The sequence below is a fragment of the Halodesulfovibrio sp. genome (assembly GCF_015482765.1).
Lineage (GTDB): Bacteria > Desulfobacterota > Desulfovibrionia > Desulfovibrionales > Desulfovibrionaceae > Halodesulfovibrio.
Map to the genome: position 1 here is coordinate 23,109 of NZ_JADMLB010000065.1, position 20,910 is coordinate 44,018.

Here is a 20,910-nt window from a genome sequence, read left to right on the forward strand (position 1 = left end):
ACCATATCCCGATGAATACCCGCTCCTCAAGACGACACATTGCCACAACCGGCAGGTATTCATTGTTTATCGGAAAAACCTTTACATAGAACTATAGCCAAGGACGCATGGAGTGATTCTTCCGCAAACTCCGGCACGGTTCTGTTAGCGAGTCCGTGCCGGTCACTCCTCACACTTTTTTGGAGAAACATATGTTAAAAGGCGGCTACTTATACCAAGATATGCCGGTAGGTATTATCTGCCTTGAGTCATCCTTTGCTAAGCCCAAAGGACACTTGCGTAACCATTACACATTCCCGTTTCCAACAGTCCACAAGGTGCTAAAAAACATCGATATCCCACGTCTACTCTTTAATCCGACACCGGATTTAATGCAGCCGTTTATTGATGCAGCAAAAGAACTGGAAGCCGAAGGCGTAAAAGCTATTACAGGAAGCTGTGGTTTCATGGCACGATTCCAGCCGCAAATAGCAGCTGAAGTCTCTATTCCAGTACTTGTCTCCAGCCTCGTTCAAGCCCCGATGGTGCGCACCATGCATGGCAAAGATGCCGCCATCGGCATTCTTACAGCAAGTAACAAAGCATTAACTGAAGCACATTTTGAAGGTGTAGGTTCAGATATTAATGACTTTATTATTAAAGGAATGGAAGGCTACGACTACTTCTGGAACACCATTATCGAAGGCAAAAACAACGACATTGACCTCGACCGTATGGAAGCAGAAATCTGCGATGCGGCAGAAGTACTCGTAAAAGAAAACAACCTTGATGCACTCATCCTTGAATGCACTGACCTTCCTGCATTCTCTCACGCTGTGCATAAACGAATCGGGCTTCCGGTTTACGACATCAACGCGCTTATTGAATATGCTGCATTTTGTGTCCGCCGCCCAGATTACCGAAAATAATTTTATTTGTACTGTATTGTAACAGCTTATCCAAAGCCCTTGTTTAACGAATCGTGTCCCCACGAAGGCTCTGTTACTTTGCAACAAGCAGTACAAATACTTTTAGCCTTACATTGCATACAATGTAAGGCTAATTCATTGCAGTATTCACATATGAATAAATCCAGACTGTATTAATCAGAATTGAATACTCTTAAGATATAGTAAAAAAGATGTCTTTATATTCCAAAATGGTACTACAACAGAATCTTTTTAGGGTAGACAACATTTTTGCCATATTCTAACATCCTCTCTTATAGAAACCTTCTATGCAGAGAGGTGATTTCAAATAGGGAACCGTGTTCCCTAGGTTAATTCCGGCTGAAATTTGCGACAGAACAAAAACGTTACTTTTACCGAATTGCACAGCAAGCGCATAATAGGGTCTGTGCTTTTCGTTAGCAGCAATTGCCGCCCTTAACGGCATACGTTGTTTCCCTCTGCAAGGAAAAAGACATGCAAGCTGAAATCAAAGAAATTATTGAATTTTTAGAGACTTACTTCATTATGCTGTATGAAGGTGATGCAGAAACTATGGAAAAAGTTTTCCATGAAGGTGCACACATCTCCTTTGTTGATAACGGCGAAGTTACTATCGCAGGCCGCGATGTACTTAAACAGCGCATTGCAAGCCGTACGTCTTCTAAAGACGCAGGTGTACCACGCGAAGACAACATTCTTTCTATCGATTTTATCAACAAAGACTACGCAATGGTTAAAGTTAACCTTGTAATTGTTGACCGTCTCTTCACCGACTATCTTTCCCTTATCAAGAACAACGGTGAATGGATTATCGTATCAAAAACTTTCTACTCCGAGCCGATTGCTAAGTAAGCAAACAGCGACGAGTACCCGTTTTAGGCATAAGAGTTTTTAATTCTTATCTGTTCTGTCGCAAAGTTCAGTCGGAATTTGACCAAAGAAAAGGTGGAGTAGTTACCTACTCCACCTTTTTATTTAAAAAAATTCCTATACTGTTCTACCGTAACCGCAATTGCCAGACCGCTAGTCGCAACAATACATGTCCCATGCGCTTGCTACAATCAGCGTCGCCAGCACAGCCCGTTCCGGAACTGTCGAAGCAATAAGATATTCATCAACAGAATGCAGCTTACCACCGATTGGCCCTATGCCATCAATAACAGGGATGCCAGTCTGCGAAATGAAGTTCGCATCTGAACCTCCACCGCACTGAGCACATTGAATCTCAAATCCATGTTCAGTGCCGATCTTTTTAATCATGTCATAAAGACCAAGGATTGCGTCGTTTGTATCCATCGAAGGACGCGCAGTAATTGTCCGAACAGTACAAGTGGTGCCGTTGGTGAACGGATTTGCCGCCAATTTCTGAACAGCTTTCCATACATTGTCGCCACAATCCTTCTGTGTGTAGCGAAATTCAACAATAGCACGTGCTTTCTCAGCTACGGTATTAGCACCAACACCACCCTCTATTTTGCCTACATTGACACTGGTTCCCTCTTCAGGGTTATTCAGCGCTTCACATGCCTGAATCTGATGGGCAAGCTCTACAATAGCACTTGCTTTGCCGGCACCAACGTTGCCGGCATGGGCTGCTTTACCAGTAACTTCCAGTTCAAAAGTCATACGACCCTTCCTGCCGATAACCAGCTCGCCGCCTTCCTTAGTAGATTCAAGAACAAAGGCTACATGACTGTTTCTAGCCTCATTCAAAATAAGTTCAGAAGAATTGATTGAGCCGGTTTCTTCATCGGAGTTACAGATCATGGCAATGGACATGTTCTGCAATACCCCAAGAGAATCCAATGCCTTCAAAACATAAATACCCTCAACAAGGCCGCATTTCATATCAGCAACACCGGGGCCGTAAAACGTAGTGTCATCTTGCGTAAACTTGTTGAAACCGAGCTCAGGAGGAAAAACTGTATCCATGTGTCCACACATAAGAATACCTTTCTGCCCCTTTTTATGAAGCGTTGTTTCAATGACAAGGTTGTCACCAACATCTTCACGCTGCTCACGACGAACATGCAGTCCCATTGCTTCACATTCTTCCTGAATCACAGAAGCAACAGCGTCCACACCTTCTTTGTTGCCGGTGTAGCTGTTTATTTCAACAAGCTTTTTAAGCAATGAAACCATCTCTTGTTCATGCTCGGCAATAAACGTCTTCACTTCGTTAATCACGGCTAATTCCTTACTTTTTTGTCAGTTTCAACAAGACAGAATCTACTTTTTGATGTATGCAAAAACAGGCAGGCTCTTATAGCACATCACAAAAAAAGTGGCGACTTACGCGGTTTTCCAGAGACTCTCTTGATTCTCAAAGTTATTTTTCGTATAGTCGGCCGATTTTGAGTGAGACTAACAAGCAAGGAGAGATTTATGCGTAATAAATTTATGGCTCTCGTCACCGTCTGTATGCTGTTGCTCGTGGGCGCTTCCGGCGCTTTCGCACAGACGCTGACCATCGGCTTGAAAGGTGAACCAACCTCTCTTGACCCGCATTTCCACAATGTAAATGCAAATAACGAACAGGCAATTTACGTTTTTGACAAACTGATCCGTCAAGATTCTCGTCAGAAACTCATGCCGGGACTCGCTGTTTCATGGACTCCAGTAAATGACAAACTGTGGGAATTCAAACTTCGTGAAGGCGTAACTTTCCACGACGGTTCCCCGTTCACTGCTGAAGACGTGAAATTTACCATCGAGCGTATCCCTACTGTTCCTAACAGCCCGTCTTCCTACACAGGCATGGTAAATGCCATTAAAAAAATTGAAATTGTAGATCCGCTGACCATCCGTTTCCACACAGATGCTCCAGCACCTCTGCTCCCGCGTAACATGGCTACCTTTAACATTATTTCCAAGAAATACGGTGAAGGTGCTACCACTGCCGACTTCAACTCCGGTAAAGCTACCATCGGTACAGGCCCTTACAAGCTTGTTGAATGGAAACGCGGTGACTCCATTATCTACAAACGTAACGATAACTACTGGGGTGAAAAGCTTCCTTGGGATACTATTATCGCTAAGCCTATCACCAACGACGGTACCCGTGTTGCTGCACTGAAATCCGGCGACGTTGATCTTATCAACTTTGTTCCACCGGCAGACGTAGCTCACCTTTCAAAAGACGCAAAACTGACTCTTGCTAAGTCTCCATCTACCCGTCTCATCTACCTGCACCTTGATTCTGACCGTGAGTACACCCCTATGGTGACAGATAACAACGGTAACAAAATCAAGAACCCGCTGAAAGATGCACGTGTACGTAAAGCTATTTCTAAAGCTATCAACCGTAAAGCGATTGCTGCACGCATCATGGACGGCCTTGCTGTTCCTGCGGCTCAGATGCTTCCTGACGGTTACGAAGGCACAAGTAAAACACTTAAGCCTGAAGCATACGACCCTAAAGGTGCCAAAGCTCTGCTCGCAGAAGCCGGTTACCCTGAAGGTTTCAAAATTACCATCCACGGCCCTAATGACCGTTACGTAAACGATGGTGATATCGCACAGGCAATTGCTCAGATGCTGACTAAAGTAGGCATTAAAACTGAAGTAAACACTATGCCTAAGAGCGTATACTTCGGCAAAGCTTCTGCTCTCGAATTCAGCCTCATGCTCGTTGGCTGGGCTACAGACACAGGTGAGCACTCTAACTGCCTCAGCGCTCTGCTCCACACATACGATAAAGACAAAGGGTTCGGTTCTGCAAACCGCGGTCGTTACTCCAACCCGAAAGTGGATGCACTTCTTGAAGAAGCACTCGTTACTGTTGATCCTAAAAAACACAACGAACTTCTTGTAGAAGCTGTTGAGCTCGGTCTCGGTGATGTTGGTATTATTCCTATTCACTATCAGGTGAACGTATGGGGCATGAAAAAAGGCCTCAATTACAACGGCCGTACCGATGGCTACACCCTTCCACGTGAAGTGAGTGCTGCAAAGTAGCACTCTAGCTTAGCTTGCATCGCGGCTTTTTGCCGCTTCTTACAAGTTACCTTGATTGTTTCAAATCTGAAGGGACGTGCCATCACGTCCCTTCAGCCTGTTTTTACCCCTTTGGCTTTTTTGGAGCGTCATCCCTTTATGCTCGCTTTCCTCATACGTCGCATTTCGCAGAGCGCTGTCGTTCTGCTCGTTATGTCCCTGCTGGTTTTTGTAGGCGTATTCTACATCGGTAACCCTATCGATATTCTGATTGCGCCAGATGCAACACCTGCAGAATACGCTCGTGCTGTACACGAGCTGGGACTGGATAAACCGCTGTGGGAACAGTACACCATTTTCCTGAAAGGTGCGCTGCACGGCGATTTTGGCAACTCTTTTGTATACAACGAACCTGCGCTTAAGGTTATTCTTGATCGCCTTCCTGCTACATTGGAACTTGCCTTCACTGCTATGTTTATCGCTGTAATTTTTGGTATTCCGCTTGGCATGGTTGCCGGCATGAAAGCAAACCACTGGATAGGCAGAAACATCATGCGTTTCTCTATCCTTGGCTTCAGCCTGCCTACGTTCTGGGTAGGGCTCATGCTTATCATCATATTCTCTGTGCACTTAAACTGGCTCCCGTCAGGGGGACGCGGTGAAACGGTCATGCTGTTGGGCATACCGGTAAGCTTCCTCACACTTGGCGGTCTGGCACACCTCATACTTCCAGCAACCAACCTTGCTTTGTTTAAAACCTCGCTCGCTATCCGACTTACCCGCGCCGGCGTGCAGGAAAACATGCAGATGGATTACGTTAAGTTTGCCCGCGCAAAAGGGTTATCTGAAACCCGCGTGATCGGGCTGCATGTAATGAAAAACATCATGATTCCGGTTGTTACTGTCCTCGGTATGGAGTTCGGCAGTCTCATTGCGTTTGCCGTTGTTACCGAAACCATTTTTGCATGGCCGGGAATGGGCAAACTGGTTATCGACTCCATCGGCGTTCTCGACCGCCCGATTATCGTAGCCTACCTGCTCATCACCGTAACAATGTTCATCATCATTAACCTGATTGTGGACATCCTGTACTCCATTCTTGACCCGCGCGTACGCCTCGGTCAGGAACGTTAACCGCAAGGACTCTGATATGGCAGAACACACACAAGAAACTCTTGCTCAGGCTCCGGCGGTTCACGATGAGTCCCTGTTCCTGCAAGCAGTAAAAGAATTTTTCGAAAACCGCGTAGCGGCAATCGGTCTGGTCATTCTTATTGCCATGATCGCTGTTGCCCTTTTCGCACCGTATATCGCACCGCAAAACCCGTATGACCTTATGTCTATAGATATTATGGACGGCAAACTGGCTCCGGGTTCCAAATCATTCGATGAATCGGTAACCTACTGGATAGGTACTGACTCTCAAGGCCGTGATATGCTCAGCTCCATTCTGTACGGACTGCGCATTTCTCTCGGCGTAGGCGTGGTTTCAACCATTATTGCGCTTATTATCGGAGCGATAATCGGGCTTTGGGCTGCGTATATCGGTGGCAAAACTGACACCGTTATCATGCGTATCGTTGATCTTCAGCTCAGCTTTCCCGCAATCCTTGTAGCACTTATCCTGTTGGCAATTCTTGGAAAAGGTGTGGATAAAATTATTCTCGCCCTTATCCTTGTACAGTGGGCGTATTATGCTCGAGCTATCCGCTCAAACGTACTTGTTGAACGCGGCAAAGAATATGTAGAAGCGGCAAAATGCCTTGCATTACCGCAACGCAGAATCATGTTCTCACATGTACTGCCGAACTGTACTCCTGAACTTATTGTAATCTCCACCGTTAAAGTAGCGAGTGCCATTGCACTTGAAGCAACTCTTTCATTCCTCGGTCTTGGTATGCCAATCACCGAACCGTCGTTGGGTCTGCTCATCTCTAACGGATTTAAATACCTGCAAAGCGGGTACTACTGGATCAGCTTCTACCCCGGTGTAGCGCTGCTTGTCCTTATCGTCAGCATCAACCTTGTTGGTGACAGATTACGTGATGTTTTGAACCCGAGGTTGAAACGATGAGCACTCCACTTCTTGAAATCAGCAATCTTAAAACACACTTTTTCACCCGCGCAGGTGTGGCAAAAGCTGTTAACGGCATTTCCCTCACCATTGAAAAAGGTGAAGTCGTCGGTATTGTCGGAGAATCCGGCAGTGGTAAATCAGTTACCGGCTTTTCAATTATGGGACTTGTTGACGAACCGGGACGCGTTGTCGGCGGTTCCATTAAGTTCAAAGGACGCGAACTGCTCACCCAGTCTGTAGAAGAATGGAGAAATTTCCGCGGAAACGAAGTCTCCATGATTTTTCAGGACCCTATGATGACCTTAAATCCGGTTCTGCGCATCGACACACAAATGATTGAAGCAGTCCGATGTCATGAAAAAGTCAGCAAAGCTGAAGCTCGCAAACGAGCTATCGAAGCACTCGCAATGGTAGGCATTCCGTCTCCGGAAGAACGAGTAAAAGCGTACCCTCACCAATTTTCCGGTGGGATGCGCCAGCGAGTTGCCATTGCGACAGGACTTTTAAACCGTCCGGATCTCATCATCGCAGATGAACCGACAACAGCACTTGATGTAACCATTCAAAGCCAGATTCTCTCTGAGATGCAAAAGCTCTGCAAAAAAACAGGGATGTCTTTGATGTGGGTAACGCATGACCTTACCGTTATTGCAGGTCTCGCGAATCGCGTTGCTGTAATGTACGCAGGGAAGATTATTGAAGAAGGCGCTGTTGAAACCGTACTCGACAAGCCATTGCATCCGTATACAGAAGGGCTTGTCGGATCTGTACCGAGTCGTAACCACCGCGGCGAACCACTGTATCAGATTCCGGGTATGACCCCCTCACTGATTAATCTTCCAGAAGGCTGCTCTTTCCGTATGCGTTGTCCTAAAGCATCTGAAAAGTGCCATTGTGAACCGCCTGTAACAGAACTGGAAAACGGACGCCGCGTCCGCTGCTTCCACCCTAACCTGTAACCCGCACTGGAATACATTATGAGCGATACCAATACACCATATCTTCGATGTGAAGGACTAAGCCGTGCTTTCGTGAAAAAGCTCGACTTGGCAGGACGTATTGCCCGTTCCCTTGGTTCCAAGCTTCGGGAAGAACGGGTACAGGCAGTTGATTCAGTAGACCTTTCAATCATGCCGGGTGAAGTTCTCGGTCTTGTTGGTGAGTCCGGTTGCGGCAAATCTACGCTTGGTCGTATGCTTTGCGGTATTCTTCCGCGCAGTGAAGGAAAAATCTACTACAAGGGGCAAGACATCGACACCCTGAAGGGTCAAGATCTCAAGGACTACAACGTCAATGTTCAAATGATCTTTCAGGACCCTTTTGCATCCCTTAACCCGCGTAAGCGTGTCAAAAATATTATCGGAGAGGCTCCGCTTTTCCATAAAATGACGACTGCTTCGGAACTTGATGAATATCTTGCTAAAGTTATGACCCGCTGCGGTCTTGACCCTTCATACACTCATAGATACCCGCACCAATTCTCAGGCGGACAACGTCAGAGAATCGGTATTGCAAGAGCCATGGCAGTTCAACCTGAGTGTCTTGTATGTGATGAATCTGTTGCGGCACTGGACGTTTCGATTCAAGCGCAGATCCTCAACCTCTTTATGGAACTCAGAAGCGAACTGAACCTTACCTGTCTTTTCATCAGTCATGACCTTGGGGTGGTTGAACACATCTCAGATAGAATTGCAGTAATGTATCTTGGTCGCGTAGTGGAGGTTGCTCCAGTTGAGGACATATTCAACGATCCTTTCCACCCGTACACAAAAGCATTACTCGACGAAGTTCCTCGTCTGGACAAGCGAGGGGTAGACTTTACTCCTTTGGAAGGTGAAATTCCCTCCCCGCTTGATCCACCATCCGGCTGTCATTTCCATCCACGCTGCCCTCATGCAATGGATATTTGCAAAAAAGAGGCACCAGTGGACACTGAAATCGCACCGGGACGTCGAACCTGCTGTCATCTCGCTACGATGCCATAATCTATAATAAGCTCTGTTTGCTGAATAGCTTTCAAAAAAACAAAAAAGGCTCTGTAATAACAGAGCCTTTTTTTATTTAAAACAGTCTGCAAAAGCATACAGAATAGTTACTGCATATTTTCACTATTTATCTTTACTTCTACAAAGTATTACTCTCTTATCTTTTATAAAAAATCGAATTTCTAAAAGACAACCTTATACTTTTTTACATTTAGTTGTTTAATCAAACAGTCTATATATAATCAGTAAAAAGTCACGACATCCCTCATATATCGTGTTCTAAAGATAGAATTTTTTCTTCTCTTTTTTCATCTAAAGAAATGTAAAATTACGTCTGTTTCATTAAAGCAAACTGAATGTATTCCGAGAAGAATAGGTAGGCTTAAAACCATACTATGAGCACGGTAATTCATAAGAATATATGCACATTTTTGTAAACTTACCGTCATAGTACATTATTACAGACGCCTTAATCTTGTAATGAATACTTATTGCCTCACCATATTGGAGGAACGATGCAGTTCAAGTCTCTAAAAATGAAACTTCTCTTAATCATTTCTGGATGCTCAATCGTATTCATAGGAGCGTTGTTAGCTGTAACGATTAATTTCACACGTACAGCTGCAATAGAGACCGCTCGAGTCATGACACAAGAAGCGGCAGAAAAACAAGCCCTGCTCGTTAAACGCGAGTTTGATGAAGGCTTTGCAGTTGCCCGCACTTTGGCAAACACAGTTGAGGGAGTCAGGACATATTCTGACAAACCTGACCGAGAACATGTTGCCCGCATTATGCAGGAAATTGCTCAGAAACAGAGCAGACTGTACGGTGTTTGGATGGCAACGGAGCCTATGGCCTTTGACGGCGAAGACAGCCGTTACCAAAATGACGGTAGATTCAGCGCAGATGACGGCAGATTCATTCCATACTGGAGTAAATCCGACGGTGCTCTGGCACTCGCACCTTGTACTGACCTTAACGGGGCATGGTACACATACAGTCGGGATACCAGAGAAGAAGCTGCTACCATTGTAACTGAATACACAAGCACTGGTGGTTCTGTGTACAGTGTATCCAGTTTATCTGCCCCTGTGATTGTCAACGGTAGCACCATCGGTGTCGTTGGCGTTGATCTTTCAGCAGGCTTCTTAACAAACATTGTAAACAACATTGATGCCTTTAAAGGGCAATGCGTAATGACCTTAATTGCCTTTGACGGCAATATTCAGGCAGCTACACGCATGCCAGACCTCTTCGGTAAACCATTTGCTTCAGTTGTTGAAGGTGGTGGAACACTGCTTTCAAAAGCTAAACGTGGCGAAGTTGCTGTTAGCGAAACAGACAAAGAGTTACGTGTTCTTGTTCCAGTTACTTTCGGGAAAGCACAAAAAAACTGGGTAGTTTCTCTGTCAGTGCCAATGGACGTAGTTCTTGCTGAAGCTAATGAAATTACCAAGACCCTCATTATCACAGGAATTGCCGGCTTACTTGTAGCACTTGCTGGAATATACTATCTTGTAAGCATGATTTCCCGCCCGATTATCGATACTTCTTCCGTTATTTCAAAAATAGCTGAAGGCGATCTCACTGTCCGCTGTAATCCTAAAGGACAAGATGAAATTGCTGAAATGCAGAATGCAGTAAATAGTATGGCAGGAACGCTTGAAAAGAACATGAACGAAATTGAACAGAATATGAAAGAGGTTCAGTTACGTTCAGAAGAAGCTGAAAAGGCGACAGTCCGTGCAGAACAAGCACAGGAAGAAGCAGCTCAGGCGCACCGCAATGGTCAGCTTGCTGCTGCTGAACAGCTTGAAGTTCTGGTTCAAAACCTGACAAACGTTTCATCTGACCTTTCAACGCAGGTTCGCACTACGTCAGAAGGTGTAGAACAGCAAGATTCCCGTAACAGTGAAACTGCAACTGCCATGGAAGAAATGAACAGTACAATTCTAGAAGTAGCTCGAAACGCATCTGAAGCTGCTTCAAGTGTTGAAACTGTATACCACGAAGCACAGTCTGGTCTTGAAGTCGTAGGCAAGTCAGTCTCTACCATTCAAAATGTGTACACCTTAAGTGAACAGTTGAAGGTCGAAATGGGAGAGCTCGGCGGACAGGTTGAATCTATCAGTGATATCTTAAATGTAATTAGCGACATTGCTGACCAGACAAACCTTCTGGCACTTAACGCTGCGATTGAGGCCGCCCGTGCCGGTGATGCTGGCCGCGGATTTGCGGTTGTTGCGGATGAAGTCCGTAAGCTTGCAGAAAACACAATGGAAGCGACCAGCAAAGTCGGTAATGCAATCCAGACAATTCAATCCGGCACACAGCAGAATATTGACGCCATGACAAACACTGCTAATGCTGTTGAAGAAGCCACTAAACTTGTTACAGAGTCCGGTGATGCTTTTGATAGAATTGTTTCTAAGGTAACTCCTGCAACAGATCAGGTTCGAGCCATTGCCACGGCTGCAGAACAACAGTCTGCTGCAAGTGAGGAAATCACTCAGGCAATCGACGAAATCAGCCATATCTCAACTGTTACAGCAAAAAAAATGCAAGAGGCAGAACATTCAGTAAATACTCTTTCTGGTGTTTCTGATTCTCTGAAAGATATGATGCACAGCCTGCAACAAGGCTAGACAACACAATAAAAAGCCCCTGTTTATTAAACAGGGGCTTTTTATTGTTGTTTTACCCCGTGCAACGGGATCACAAACAACACCTCTCATAGAAACACCACCCTCGAAAGATTCAAGGTTCAGTTTCAAGCTATACACTTCTCAAAAATTCACTGATCTCACTGAGTACCCCTACCAACCTAATCTAGGTTCGTTGCTCCGCCTGCTCTTTTGCAAGCCGCCCAATGGTCTCCAACCCAGCTCGCATGTCATCATTCCAGAAGCCTACACACGACAACCGAATAAAGTTTGTGAAACTGTCACTGGTGGAAAAAATCGCACCGGGAGCTATGCTAATCTTATGTTTCTTCACATCAAAAAAGAGCTTTGTTCCATCTAACTGTTTAGGAAGTTCCACCCACAACACGCCGCCGCCTTTGGGCTGTGTAGCGCGTGTACCTTTTGGAAAATACTCCGGTAAATACTGCTGCATAACAGCTCGTTGATTACGAATACATGTTCTTAGCTTGCGCAGATGTCGGTCATACATACCTTCTTCAAGGTATTTACCAACTGCCAGTTGCGTTGGTGTAGAACAGGAGACATTAGTCGTTGCCTTTATCTCCATTGCTTTTTCCAGTTTCTTTCCTGGAATCATATACCCCACACGAAAACCGGGGGAAATCGTTTTCGAAAATGAAGAGCAATGGATAATATTCCCAGTCTTGTCGTACGACTTCAACGGCAATGGACGACTATCTGTATCGCAGTACAGATCGCCGGAAACATCATCTTCAATAAGCGGAATAGAGTACGATTCGCATAGCTCAACAATTTCCCGTTTCACCTCATCCGGAATAAGCGCCCCATCAGGATTATTAAAGTTAGGCGCAAGAATACATGCTGCAATATCAAAACGGGAAAAGGCTCTATCTAAATCCCGTGGAGAAACACCATTCGTCGGACACGATGCAACTTCAATGGCCCGCAATCCGAGATTCTCTAATAGTTGTAGAAAACAAAAATAAGTTGGTGACTGAATAACTACATTATCACCAGGTCGAGTTGTTGAACGCAGAGCAAGATACAAAGCTTCCATGGCACCAAATGTGATCAAAACATCATTCGCAGTAACTCTGCTCCCATGCTCCTGCATTCGCCAGCTGATCTGCTGACGTAATAACGGATTTCCTTGAATAGACTCATATCCCATCACGTCCTGACCATGAGATCGCAACACTGAATTCATAATTCGAGCCAGCGCCTTATGAGGAAGCAATGAGCTGTCAGCACAAATACAGCCGAATGGCAGCATGTCCTTTTCCCCGACAATTCCCAGTACAGTCTGAATCAGTTGAGTTCGGCTCAACTTGCCCATCTGAACATCGTGCTCCGGTGATGCTGGGATAGGTAGATGCGGTACAGTCTGGCGCACATAATATCCGGAACGAGGACGAGCCTCGATAATCCCCTTCTTCTCAAGCTCCATATATGCATGCGTTACAGTGGCCAGAGATACATGCATTTTTTGGCTGACGTCACGTAAAGACGGTAATTTTTCACCAACACCGAACCGACCTGATTCAATCATATCCAATAAATAATGCTCTAGATTTTGGTATTTAAAATCCTTTGAAACCACTTGCATATGTACACCTGTCTATTTTTGCTAATCTGTACTTATCGTTTTTTGTAAAAACTGCATCTGTTATGTTGTCAGAATTCATGTTTCAATTCAAGAAGATTGAAACGCACAGGAAGGAAACTACAATGCCAAGTGAAGTAATTGAAAACACACCCCAAACATCCTGTTATGCAAAAAACAGGACACGCTCAGAGATAATGGATGGATTTAAGCAGGCAATACCAATTATTGTCGGCTTTATCCCTGTGGGCTTTACATTCGGCGTTCTGGCAACCAAAAATGGTTTACCGGGACACCTTACAGTGCTCATGTCATTTCTAGTTTTGGCAGGCTCCTCGCAGTTCATTGCAATCAGCCTGTTTGCGGCCTCTATGTCGCCAATTACCATTATTGTAACAACTTTTATTGTAAACCTGCGACACTTCCTCATGTCCGCGGCAATTGCTCCGCATTTATCAAAAATGCCGATGCTCCGAAAACTCATGTTCAGTTTTCAACTAATTGACGAAACCTTTGCTATCCATATGGCGAATATCGATCGAAATAATTTCGGCGAAGCACAAGCCATCACACTGAACTGCATAGCCCATTTCTGCTGGACAGCTGGTACTGCAATTGGTGTCTGCGGATCGCATCTTATTGCAGATATTAAACCCCTTGGTTTCGACTATGCCCTGCCTGCAATGTTTGTAGTGCTGCTCATCTGGCAAATAAAATCCAATATGCACGCAATGGTTGCAGCCATTTCTGCATGCACTGCCGTCGGGTTATATCTGGCAGGAGCCCAACAGCTTTGTGTCATTCTCGCCTCAATTTTCGGAGCAACAGCAGGAGTTGTATTATGCACTATTCGCAAGAAATAATTATACTGACGATTATCGGCATGATGGCAGTTACGTACATACCGCGCCTGTTGCCCATAGCGCTGTTATCCAAAAAACAGTTTCCAGAGGTTATCACTCAGTGGCTGGCATACGTTCCGGCAGCAATTTTAAGTGCGCTCTTAGCGCCATCACTTTTCATAAAAGATGGCGAGTTCTCTTTGTCTTTCGACAATATGTACCTTTGGGCAGCCATTCCTGTTTTTTTTGTAGCTATTAAAACAAAAAGCTTTTTCGGGACAATCCTTACCGGAATGATTGTTATTGCCGCATGGCGTTACCTGCTGGCCATGTAGCCATCTTAACGTTTGTTATTTGTTCCATGCGGCATAATTGTAACGACTCATCAAGCATTAGGCTTCCTTCAATTCCATTCGTTCTGACTTGATAGCAATACCTCTTGCCTGACTTATGTCGTTACAACTTAAAGCCTTGCCATCTGATGGCAGGGCTTTTTTTGTGACCACTGTCAACCTTCTATATAAACGATCACTTTCTACATATTTTTCACGACAAACAAATAGACAATAACATTAGTTAGATAAAACACCCTCCATATTTTCCCAAACAACGTGCTTGACTTTATTTTTAGCTTTCCGTTAGGAGTATTACTCACAAAGTGACTGACGGTCATTTTATGAACATAAATTCATTTTCAAGTAATCTTATAAAGAACACAGACTGTGAACGATAAAATAACTAGAAAACAAAGGGCAGAACAACTGACACGCCATGCAATTCTATCCAGTAGTGTCGTCGTGCTTCAAAAACACGGACTGAAGAATTTCACTATGGATAAAGTTGCAGAAGAGGCAGAACTCGCAAAGGGTTCTTTGTATAGGTACTTCAAGAATAAGAATGAGCTCATTTTATCTGCAGCCGACCACTGCTTTGAGCCATTATGCGAGGATATTCGTAAGATTTTTGCAAGTACCATCAGCCCTATTGAAAAACTTGAACAATATGTTGCGGCTTCCTACCGCCATACAGAACAAAATAAAAAACTGTTTTACGACATTAAAACAGTTCTCCTCACTCAACTTGAGAAGGAATTTAACGATAGAACATCTGGCTATTGGGAAACAATAGACATAATTTCTCAAACTTTTCAGGACGGAATTAACCAAAACTTGCTCCGCCCAATGGATACAAATAAAGTTGCCATATTCTTCATCGACTCCATTGACCGAGCCATGATTCGAAGAATTATTACAACAGTTGATGACTCTGCTGAAGATGATGCCCGTGAATTACTCAAGATCTACCTGCACGGGCTGGCACTCTAACAACTGAAACATACATTTCGGTGCGGCATGACCACTGCACTGTTTTAGCCTTTGAGTCGAAAAGTAGGACAGTTACCTCTTTTCTCGTATTCACCACTGACCTTGAATACCGTAAGGCTACGGATGACACACACTTTATCTTTTACTTTAGTTGGAACTACACATGAAAAACAGCCCTACTAAACCGATTCGTATTCTTATCGCTGATAATCACGAAATTTTTCGGACTGGGTTACGCGAAGGTCTCTCCCACAATTCAGATATGCTGATTATTGGAGAAGCTTCAAATGGCGAGGACGCGCTTTCACAAGCAGAACATCTGTTACCTGATGTCATTCTTATGAATATTGGAATGCCTGTAATGGACGGAGTTCAAGCGAGTTTAGAAATAAAAAAACGCAACCTCTCCTGTAAAACAATTATCATAACCAACAACACTGCCGGCGACACGGTCTTTTCTGCAATCAAGTCTGGTGCCATGGGATACTTGTTAAAAGACATCTCAATCAATGACCTTTCAGACAACATTCGACGTGTCCAGAATGGAGAACCTGCCTTTACCCCTTCTATCGCCCTTGAAGCATTATCCATAATTGCTTCTCCAGGTGAGCATAAACACACCGAACAACACCCTCTTACCCCAAGAGAAGTTGAAATTCTTCAACTTGTTGCAGAAGGAAAAGGAAACAAAACAATTGCTGACGAACTTACAGTAAGTGAGGCAACCGTCAGCACACATATGAATAATATTCTCACAAAACTTCACCTTTCTAACAGAGTACAGGCAACTCTCTACGCACTCCGTAAGGGACTTTCCTCACTTAATTAGTAAAGTAAAAAAAGCCCCCGCTTGAAAAATTTCAAGCGGGGGCTTTTTGATATCCAATAAAAAAGAGGTACCCCGAAGGGTACCTCTTATAGTGGCTGTTAGCTCACTGACTTTGTAAAAAGCACTTCTAAATTAGAAGTTGTATTTTGCGCCGATAGCAGCTTTGAAAACGTCGTCAGTTTTTGGAGCTGCGTCGTCGAGATCAGTTACTACGTATGCGAGGTCAACGATGAGATCAAGGTTCTCGTACATTGCGTAGGTAGTTACGAAGTCAAATTCGTAAGCTTTGTCATCAGTGGTCCAGTTTTTGAGATTTGCGCCAGCTGCGAGATCATCGTCGTTGGTACCCTGAATGTAGGTAGCACGTACAGTGTGAGAAACTTTCTCGATGAAGGAAATTTCAGAAGCCTGAAGGGATACGCCCCATTTACCAACTGCAGAGCCGAAGAGCTCATCAGAAGAGTTAGCAGCAGCACCGAAGCCTACGAGAGTAGTAGGAACGAAGTCATTACCGCCAATTACAGGGAAGAGGTTGTCGCCTTTAGCGTTGTCTGCACCAGAACCGTACCATGCGAGGATAGCAGGAACTGCGAAGTCAGTTGCGTAAGCAGCTTTAGCAGCAAGGAAGAAACCAGCGTCACGGGAATCAACTTTACCGTAGATACCGTCGAAAGTAAGAGTAAGGTTTTCGATTGGAGCAGATTCAACTGCGATACCGTACCACTGAGCTTCTTTACCTTTACCGTAAACAACATCAGCGCCGTTAGCATCTTTTGCTTTACCGAAGCCAAGATCGGAGTTGTAGCCATTGTTTGTAAACATGAAGTAAGGAGTTACAGTAACAACATCAAAGTCTGCTGCAACGATAGCACCAAAGAGATCTGCTGTGCCTTCAGCTTTGTTGTAATCGGTATCAGTTTTAAAAGAAGTAGAAGGACGAGCGAAGAAGGCAGTTACGTCAATGTTATCGAAAGAAGTGCTTGCTACGATTGCAGCAACGTCATCATCGATGATTGGGGAACCAGCTACAGCGCCTGGAAGTGCGAGACCCTGAATACCAGCACGTACTTTAACAGCAGTGTTAGGTACGAGGAAAGTCATGTAAGCACGTTTGGTCTGAACGTTAACACCATCAGCGCCAATCTGGCCACCAGAACCGCCGCCTACTTTGTCGTTTTTGGAACCCCAAGTCTGGTTGATTTCGAAGTATACAGTACCGGAGAGGGACTCAGATGCGATGATGTCGATCTGAGAACGGAAACGCTGGGAGAACGCGTTACGGTTGTTATCGTTGTCTACGTTGTAGTAGTCGTAACCAGCGTAGAGGTAACCAGAAGCCTTGAACTCAGCAGCAGATGCGCCAAAAGCAGCACCAAGCACCATGCATGCAGCAAGTGCGAGAACGATAATACGTTTCATGATAAATTTTCCTTCTTAAATTCACTAAATTCCAAAGTCAGTGGCTGTACAATTTTTTGTACCCATAGGGACAAAAATAAACAGCCGGGATGAAGCTCTTGTTTCAGGGTGGCTTCATACAGATTACTTGCGGCTAACAAGTCTTCTATATGTCCCTGGGGCGAACTTCATATATTGAATGAGAGTGGCTAACTCTCAGTTCAAGCGAAAGAATTTTATTCCTAGATAAACCTCGTAAAAAGTGTTCAAACTTTTTCATGAGAAGCGTCTACGCAATTATCTAGAAATTAAATTTGTTTTTCTGCAATAGACCTATACGTGCTTTCATATTTTTACATCAATAAAATTATTGATATAGCAAGTAGCTTTTCTGCATAAAATGTACTAGATCGGTCTTTTTTAGCAACAATTTGTCTCCCCTATTCCCTTCCTATTACATATTTTTGTACGGTTTTTCTAAATTCTGTCTAAAGAAAAGCTTTGATCTACTTTTCACATATTTGTTCTTCACCTAGTACTCAATTAACTACCTAGTTTTTTGGACTACCAGTTATACATAAATTTTTTCGCAACCAGACTAGACAAATTACCGCATCATATCGTCCTACTTCCTCACGAGAAGTTACGAACCAACTTCCCTTCTTGATAAGCTACTTTTTATTTTTTACATATACACGAACGGTGGCTCTATACATTTTTCCCCAGCGTTACGACTTATCTTGTACCTACTGGAGTTACACGGTAAGCAATCGCTTCGTATTACCGCTTTAAAACATTATTCACGCCTGACCGGAGCATTTGTGTTTTCTTCCGTAAAAAAAATATTCTCCAAAGCTTCATTTAACTCGTCCCTCGAACAAGCTCTTGAAGCATACGAACACGAAGAGTACGAACTTGCTATTTCCCTATTTGAGTCTTTAGCACGTAATATCACGCCGAAAGCTCTCTACTATCTTGGAACATGTTACTTTTGGGGACTCGGCACTGAGCAGAACCAAGAAAAAGGATTACGCCTTTTCATCGCTTCTGCTGAACAAGGATTCTGTCTGGCACAAGTCGAACTGGGGGATATATATCGACACGGTACCGGCGTAACTGCTGACAGTAAAACGTCTCTACAGTGGTACGAGCGTGCTCAAGCAGCAGGCAATCCGGATGCAACCGCTGAAGTTGCCCGCCATTATGAATATGGAGACGGCACAGAACAGTGTATTTCAAAAGCTCTGACACTATATGCAGAGGCAGCTGAAGGCGGAAATGCAATGGCGCAATACTCTCTTGCCTGCTTCTACAATCAGGGAATTGAAGTTGAGTACGACCCCATTACAGCTTTCTACTGGTTTAAGCGTTCTGCCGACCAAGGCTATGCTGATGCTTACATTCATGTAGCAGCAAGCTATGCTCGTGGTGAAGGTGTAGATACGGATCTGAACAAAGCCATTTCCTGGTATGCCAAAGCTGCTGAGCATGGAGATGCTGTTGCCCAGAATAACATGGGATATTATTACGCAACCGGAACCGGTGTTGTGCAAGACGAAGATAAAGCAACGTTCTGGTATTACCACGCAGCCAAACAGGGACACGCCATAGCGCAATACAACCTTGCCGAACGTTACAGAACAGGCAACGCTGTTGAACAAGATATTGCAGAGGCAGCCTATCTTTATGAACAAGCCGCTCTGCAGGGGGATAAAGATGCCCAATTCCGCTTGGCCATGTGTTATAAAAACGGTGAAGGATTTTCGACAAACATCGACCAGTTTGTTTACTGGATAGAAAAAGCCGCTCGCCAAGAACAGCAGGCAGCCATTGAAGAAATTCACCGTTACACATCTGCTGATTCTACACCTCCCCCGAATCCAGAAGGTACACCAGTCCCAGAGGAATCAATTCAAGATGAGTCATTTCTGATTGAATAACTTGCAATACCAAAAAAAACGTGTGTGGTTCATACAACCACACACGTTTTTTATTAAACAGCCACCTTCACAATTACCTTGTGAATTGATCCTTCTGAAATCAACGGCATATGTGCATCTTCTGGGAAAAAAATAGCAAATGCCCCCGAATGAACCGTGTTCCAACTTGACGGAACATCATCATAAAAGAAAACATCATCAAATTGCTCCGGCTTCTCACAGCAGGCAGTAAATTCTCCCCGCGGCTTCCACCCCATTGACTCTGTTCCCTCCAGAACAAATTGAATATCTATATAGTTATCATGCGCTTCAAGCTTTGCATCATCCGCGCTAATTCCCTGTTTATGAACAATTGTTGCAAAAATCTTCTGTTCATTAATTTCGTACTGCCCATCTGGAAGCTCTGACAAATCTTCACGGCGCAAAAAAGCAAAAGCCTCTGAAAAGTACGGGGATAATATTCCATACCGTTCAGCTCTTTCTAATACATCGATAATCATTGTTTTTTCCTCACTGAATAATCAAAACAATAGGCACTCTGCATTATCATTCCCGCGTTTGCAACAGCCTACCCACAACCTCTTCTCTACCATGTTAAACAAAACCTATGTCTAAAAAGACATAGGCTCCTCAACACGCCACAGTTCAGAGGAAAATGGTATGTTTTATTTAACATATCCTTTTGTTTAATTCGTAATTTAACAATCAAACAATTGATTTTACAGATTATAATCATTCTTGTGTCAAACAATGGGTAATTATTAAAAAACTTACTCCTTTTGCAATTTGTTATATCCAGTTAGGCATAATAAAAGTTCAACGCTTACCACGGATATACATAATGACATCAGGCGCTCCGACAATGCGAATTCATCTCTGGCTGGAAACTTCAGCCGGAGTCCTCATGGGTCAAGGAAGGCTACAACTCCTTGAGTACATAGAACACACCGGCTCACTCAGTGCTGCTGCCAAAGCACTGGGCATGTCATACAGGGCAGCATGGGGAAAAATCAAAGCGTCAGAAAAAATTCTCGGTGTTAAGCTGTTAGAACAGCAGGCGGGAAAAGGCTCTTCTGCTCAGCTAAGTACAGCAGCAAGGCATCTTATTTCCTCCTACAAAGATTGGCTGGAAAATGTAGAACAATATGCACTCTCTTCCGCTGCTGAACACTTCGGCTATGCCCCTGATAAGTATTGGTCGATAAAAGATCTTCCACCTCCGGCAATCACCAAAAAATAAGGAACGTTTTTTCCAATTTGAACATGTGCTTTCAATAAGCAAAGCTACATGAACGGGAAAGGTGCGCCCATAGCCGTGCTAAAGTTAACATACTGATTTTATAGATTTATATTGCATAAAAATCATACAGCGTGTGAAAC

Annotated in this window: 18 protein-coding genes; 14 read left to right on the forward strand and 4 right to left on the reverse strand. The window is 44.2% G+C overall.

Features of this window, described 5'->3' with window-relative positions; all coding sequences use genetic code 11:
* The first annotated feature begins 191 nt into the window (after positions 1-191).
* Both QZY95_RS11630 and QZY95_RS11635 read left to right on the forward strand, forming a co-directional pair.
* Positions 192-908, forward strand: coding sequence for an aspartate/glutamate racemase family protein (locus QZY95_RS11630; RefSeq protein WP_290923650.1), 717 nt, complete (start codon positions 192-194; stop codon positions 906-908).
* Between the two features lie 495 nt (positions 909-1,403).
* Positions 1,404-1,781 carry a nuclear transport factor 2 family protein gene (locus QZY95_RS11635; RefSeq protein ID WP_290923652.1) on the forward strand — a complete coding sequence of 126 codons (378 nt, stop codon included), beginning with the start codon at positions 1,404-1,406 and terminating at the stop codon, positions 1,779-1,781.
* A 171-nt stretch (positions 1,782-1,952) separates the two neighbouring features.
* On the opposite strand, the gene QZY95_RS11640 is transcribed toward QZY95_RS11635, so the two are convergent.
* Positions 1,953-3,116, reverse strand: a complete 1,164-nt coding sequence (locus tag QZY95_RS11640; protein ID WP_290923654.1) for a M20 family metallopeptidase — start codon at positions 3,114-3,116, stop codon at positions 1,953-1,955.
* A gap of 198 nt (positions 3,117-3,314) precedes the next feature.
* Here QZY95_RS11640 and QZY95_RS11645 point away from each other — a divergent pair, with 198 nt between their 5' ends.
* The 6 genes from QZY95_RS11645 (at position 3,315) to QZY95_RS11670 (ending at position 11,572) form a co-directional block, all read left to right on the forward strand.
* The gene (locus tag QZY95_RS11645) at positions 3,315-4,886 is read left to right on the forward strand and encodes an ABC transporter substrate-binding protein (protein WP_290923656.1); all 1,572 of its coding nucleotides are present in this window, start codon (positions 3,315-3,317) and stop codon (positions 4,884-4,886) included.
* A 138-nt stretch (positions 4,887-5,024) separates the two neighbouring features.
* Positions 5,025-5,999 (forward strand): ABC transporter permease, encoded by a 975-nt coding sequence (locus QZY95_RS11650; RefSeq protein WP_290923658.1) that lies wholly within the window; start codon positions 5,025-5,027, stop codon positions 5,997-5,999.
* A 16-nt stretch (positions 6,000-6,015) separates the two neighbouring features.
* The gene (locus QZY95_RS11655) at positions 6,016-6,939 is read left to right on the forward strand and encodes an ABC transporter permease (RefSeq protein ID WP_290923660.1); all 924 of its coding nucleotides are present in this window, start codon (positions 6,016-6,018) and stop codon (positions 6,937-6,939) included.
* Complete coding sequence (locus QZY95_RS11660; RefSeq protein ID WP_290923662.1) at positions 6,936-7,901, forward strand: ABC transporter ATP-binding protein; 966 nt, start codon at positions 6,936-6,938, stop codon at positions 7,899-7,901. Before QZY95_RS11655 ends, QZY95_RS11660 begins: the two co-directional genes overlap by 4 nt.
* An 18-nt stretch (positions 7,902-7,919) precedes the next feature.
* Complete coding sequence (locus QZY95_RS11665) at positions 7,920-8,927, forward strand: oligopeptide/dipeptide ABC transporter ATP-binding protein (RefSeq protein WP_290923664.1); 1,008 nt, start codon at positions 7,920-7,922, stop codon at positions 8,925-8,927.
* 515 nt (positions 8,928-9,442) lie between these two features.
* Positions 9,443-11,572: a methyl-accepting chemotaxis protein gene (locus QZY95_RS11670; RefSeq protein WP_290923666.1), complete on the forward strand. Its 2,130-nt coding sequence runs from the start codon at positions 9,443-9,445 to the stop codon at positions 11,570-11,572.
* A gap of 184 nt (positions 11,573-11,756) precedes the next feature.
* On the opposite strand, the gene QZY95_RS11675 is transcribed toward QZY95_RS11670, so the two are convergent.
* Complete coding sequence (locus tag QZY95_RS11675) at positions 11,757-13,199, reverse strand: PLP-dependent aminotransferase family protein (protein ID WP_290923668.1); 1,443 nt, start codon at positions 13,197-13,199, stop codon at positions 11,757-11,759.
* 122 nt (positions 13,200-13,321) lie between these two features.
* Here QZY95_RS11675 and QZY95_RS11680 point away from each other — a divergent pair, with 122 nt between their 5' ends.
* From QZY95_RS11680 to QZY95_RS11695, 4 genes are all read left to right on the forward strand, one after another.
* A complete protein-coding gene (locus tag QZY95_RS11680; RefSeq protein WP_290923670.1) occupies positions 13,322-14,059 on the forward strand; it encodes an AzlC family ABC transporter permease in 738 nt (245 codons plus the stop codon).
* Positions 14,038-14,373: an AzlD domain-containing protein gene (locus QZY95_RS11685; RefSeq protein ID WP_290923672.1), complete on the forward strand. Its 336-nt coding sequence runs from the start codon at positions 14,038-14,040 to the stop codon at positions 14,371-14,373. The genes QZY95_RS11680 and QZY95_RS11685 overlap by 22 nt, the downstream gene beginning before the upstream one ends.
* A 387-nt stretch (positions 14,374-14,760) precedes the next feature.
* Positions 14,761-15,363: a TetR/AcrR family transcriptional regulator gene (locus QZY95_RS11690; protein WP_290923674.1), complete on the forward strand. Its 603-nt coding sequence runs from the start codon at positions 14,761-14,763 to the stop codon at positions 15,361-15,363.
* Between the two features lie 163 nt (positions 15,364-15,526).
* A complete protein-coding gene (locus QZY95_RS11695; protein ID WP_290923677.1) occupies positions 15,527-16,192 on the forward strand; it encodes a response regulator transcription factor in 666 nt (221 codons plus the stop codon).
* 132 nt (positions 16,193-16,324) lie between these two features.
* Here the strand turns inward: QZY95_RS11695 and QZY95_RS11700 are convergent, their stop codons facing one another.
* Positions 16,325-17,611, reverse strand: coding sequence for an outer membrane homotrimeric porin (locus QZY95_RS11700; RefSeq protein WP_290923679.1), 1,287 nt, complete (start codon positions 17,609-17,611; stop codon positions 16,325-16,327).
* Between the two features lie 800 nt (positions 17,612-18,411).
* Here QZY95_RS11700 and QZY95_RS11705 point away from each other — a divergent pair.
* Entirely contained in the window at positions 18,412-19,530 is a 1,119-nt protein-coding gene (locus tag QZY95_RS11705; RefSeq protein WP_290923681.1) for an SEL1-like repeat protein, read from the forward strand.
* Positions 19,531-19,583: 53 nt separating this feature from the next.
* Here the strand turns inward: QZY95_RS11705 and QZY95_RS11710 are convergent, their stop codons facing one another.
* Positions 19,584-20,030, reverse strand: coding sequence for a YhcH/YjgK/YiaL family protein (locus tag QZY95_RS11710; protein ID WP_290923683.1), 447 nt, complete (start codon positions 20,028-20,030; stop codon positions 19,584-19,586).
* 341 nt (positions 20,031-20,371) lie between these two features.
* Between QZY95_RS11710 and QZY95_RS11715 the strand changes: the two genes are divergently transcribed.
* Complete coding sequence (locus QZY95_RS11715) at positions 20,372-20,770, forward strand: LysR family transcriptional regulator (RefSeq protein ID WP_290923685.1); 399 nt, start codon at positions 20,372-20,374, stop codon at positions 20,768-20,770.
* Positions 20,771-20,910: the final 140 nt, after the last annotated feature.

Excerpts from the sequence above, each read along its gene's own strand:
- QZY95_RS11630 (WP_290923650.1), top strand. The coding sequence starts at position 192 with ATGTTAAAAGGCGGCTACTTATACCAAGATATGCCGGTAGGTATTATC.
- QZY95_RS11635 (WP_290923652.1), top strand. The coding sequence starts at position 1,404 with ATGCAAGCTGAAATCAAAGAAATTATTGAATTTTTAGAGACTTACTTC.
- QZY95_RS11645 (WP_290923656.1), top strand. The coding sequence starts at position 3,315 with ATGCGTAATAAATTTATGGCTCTCGTCACCGTCTGTATGCTGTTGCTC.
- QZY95_RS11650 (WP_290923658.1), top strand. The coding sequence starts at position 5,025 with ATGCTCGCTTTCCTCATACGTCGCATTTCGCAGAGCGCTGTCGTTCTG.
- QZY95_RS11655 (WP_290923660.1), top strand. The coding sequence starts at position 6,016 with ATGGCAGAACACACACAAGAAACTCTTGCTCAGGCTCCGGCGGTTCAC.
- QZY95_RS11660 (WP_290923662.1), top strand. The coding sequence starts at position 6,936 with ATGAGCACTCCACTTCTTGAAATCAGCAATCTTAAAACACACTTTTTC.
- QZY95_RS11665 (WP_290923664.1), top strand. The coding sequence starts at position 7,920 with ATGAGCGATACCAATACACCATATCTTCGATGTGAAGGACTAAGCCGT.
- QZY95_RS11670 (WP_290923666.1), top strand. The coding sequence starts at position 9,443 with ATGCAGTTCAAGTCTCTAAAAATGAAACTTCTCTTAATCATTTCTGGA.
- QZY95_RS11675 (WP_290923668.1), bottom strand. The coding sequence starts at position 13,199 with ATGCAAGTGGTTTCAAAGGATTTTAAATACCAAAATCTAGAGCATTAT.
- QZY95_RS11680 (WP_290923670.1), top strand. The coding sequence starts at position 13,322 with ATGCCAAGTGAAGTAATTGAAAACACACCCCAAACATCCTGTTATGCA.
- QZY95_RS11685 (WP_290923672.1), top strand. The coding sequence starts at position 14,038 with ATGCACTATTCGCAAGAAATAATTATACTGACGATTATCGGCATGATG.
- QZY95_RS11695 (WP_290923677.1), top strand. The coding sequence starts at position 15,527 with ATGAAAAACAGCCCTACTAAACCGATTCGTATTCTTATCGCTGATAAT.
- QZY95_RS11700 (WP_290923679.1), bottom strand. The coding sequence starts at position 17,611 with ATGAAACGTATTATCGTTCTCGCACTTGCTGCATGCATGGTGCTTGGT.
- QZY95_RS11710 (WP_290923683.1), bottom strand. The coding sequence starts at position 20,030 with ATGATTATCGATGTATTAGAAAGAGCTGAACGGTATGGAATATTATCC.
- QZY95_RS11715 (WP_290923685.1), top strand. The coding sequence starts at position 20,372 with ATGACATCAGGCGCTCCGACAATGCGAATTCATCTCTGGCTGGAAACT.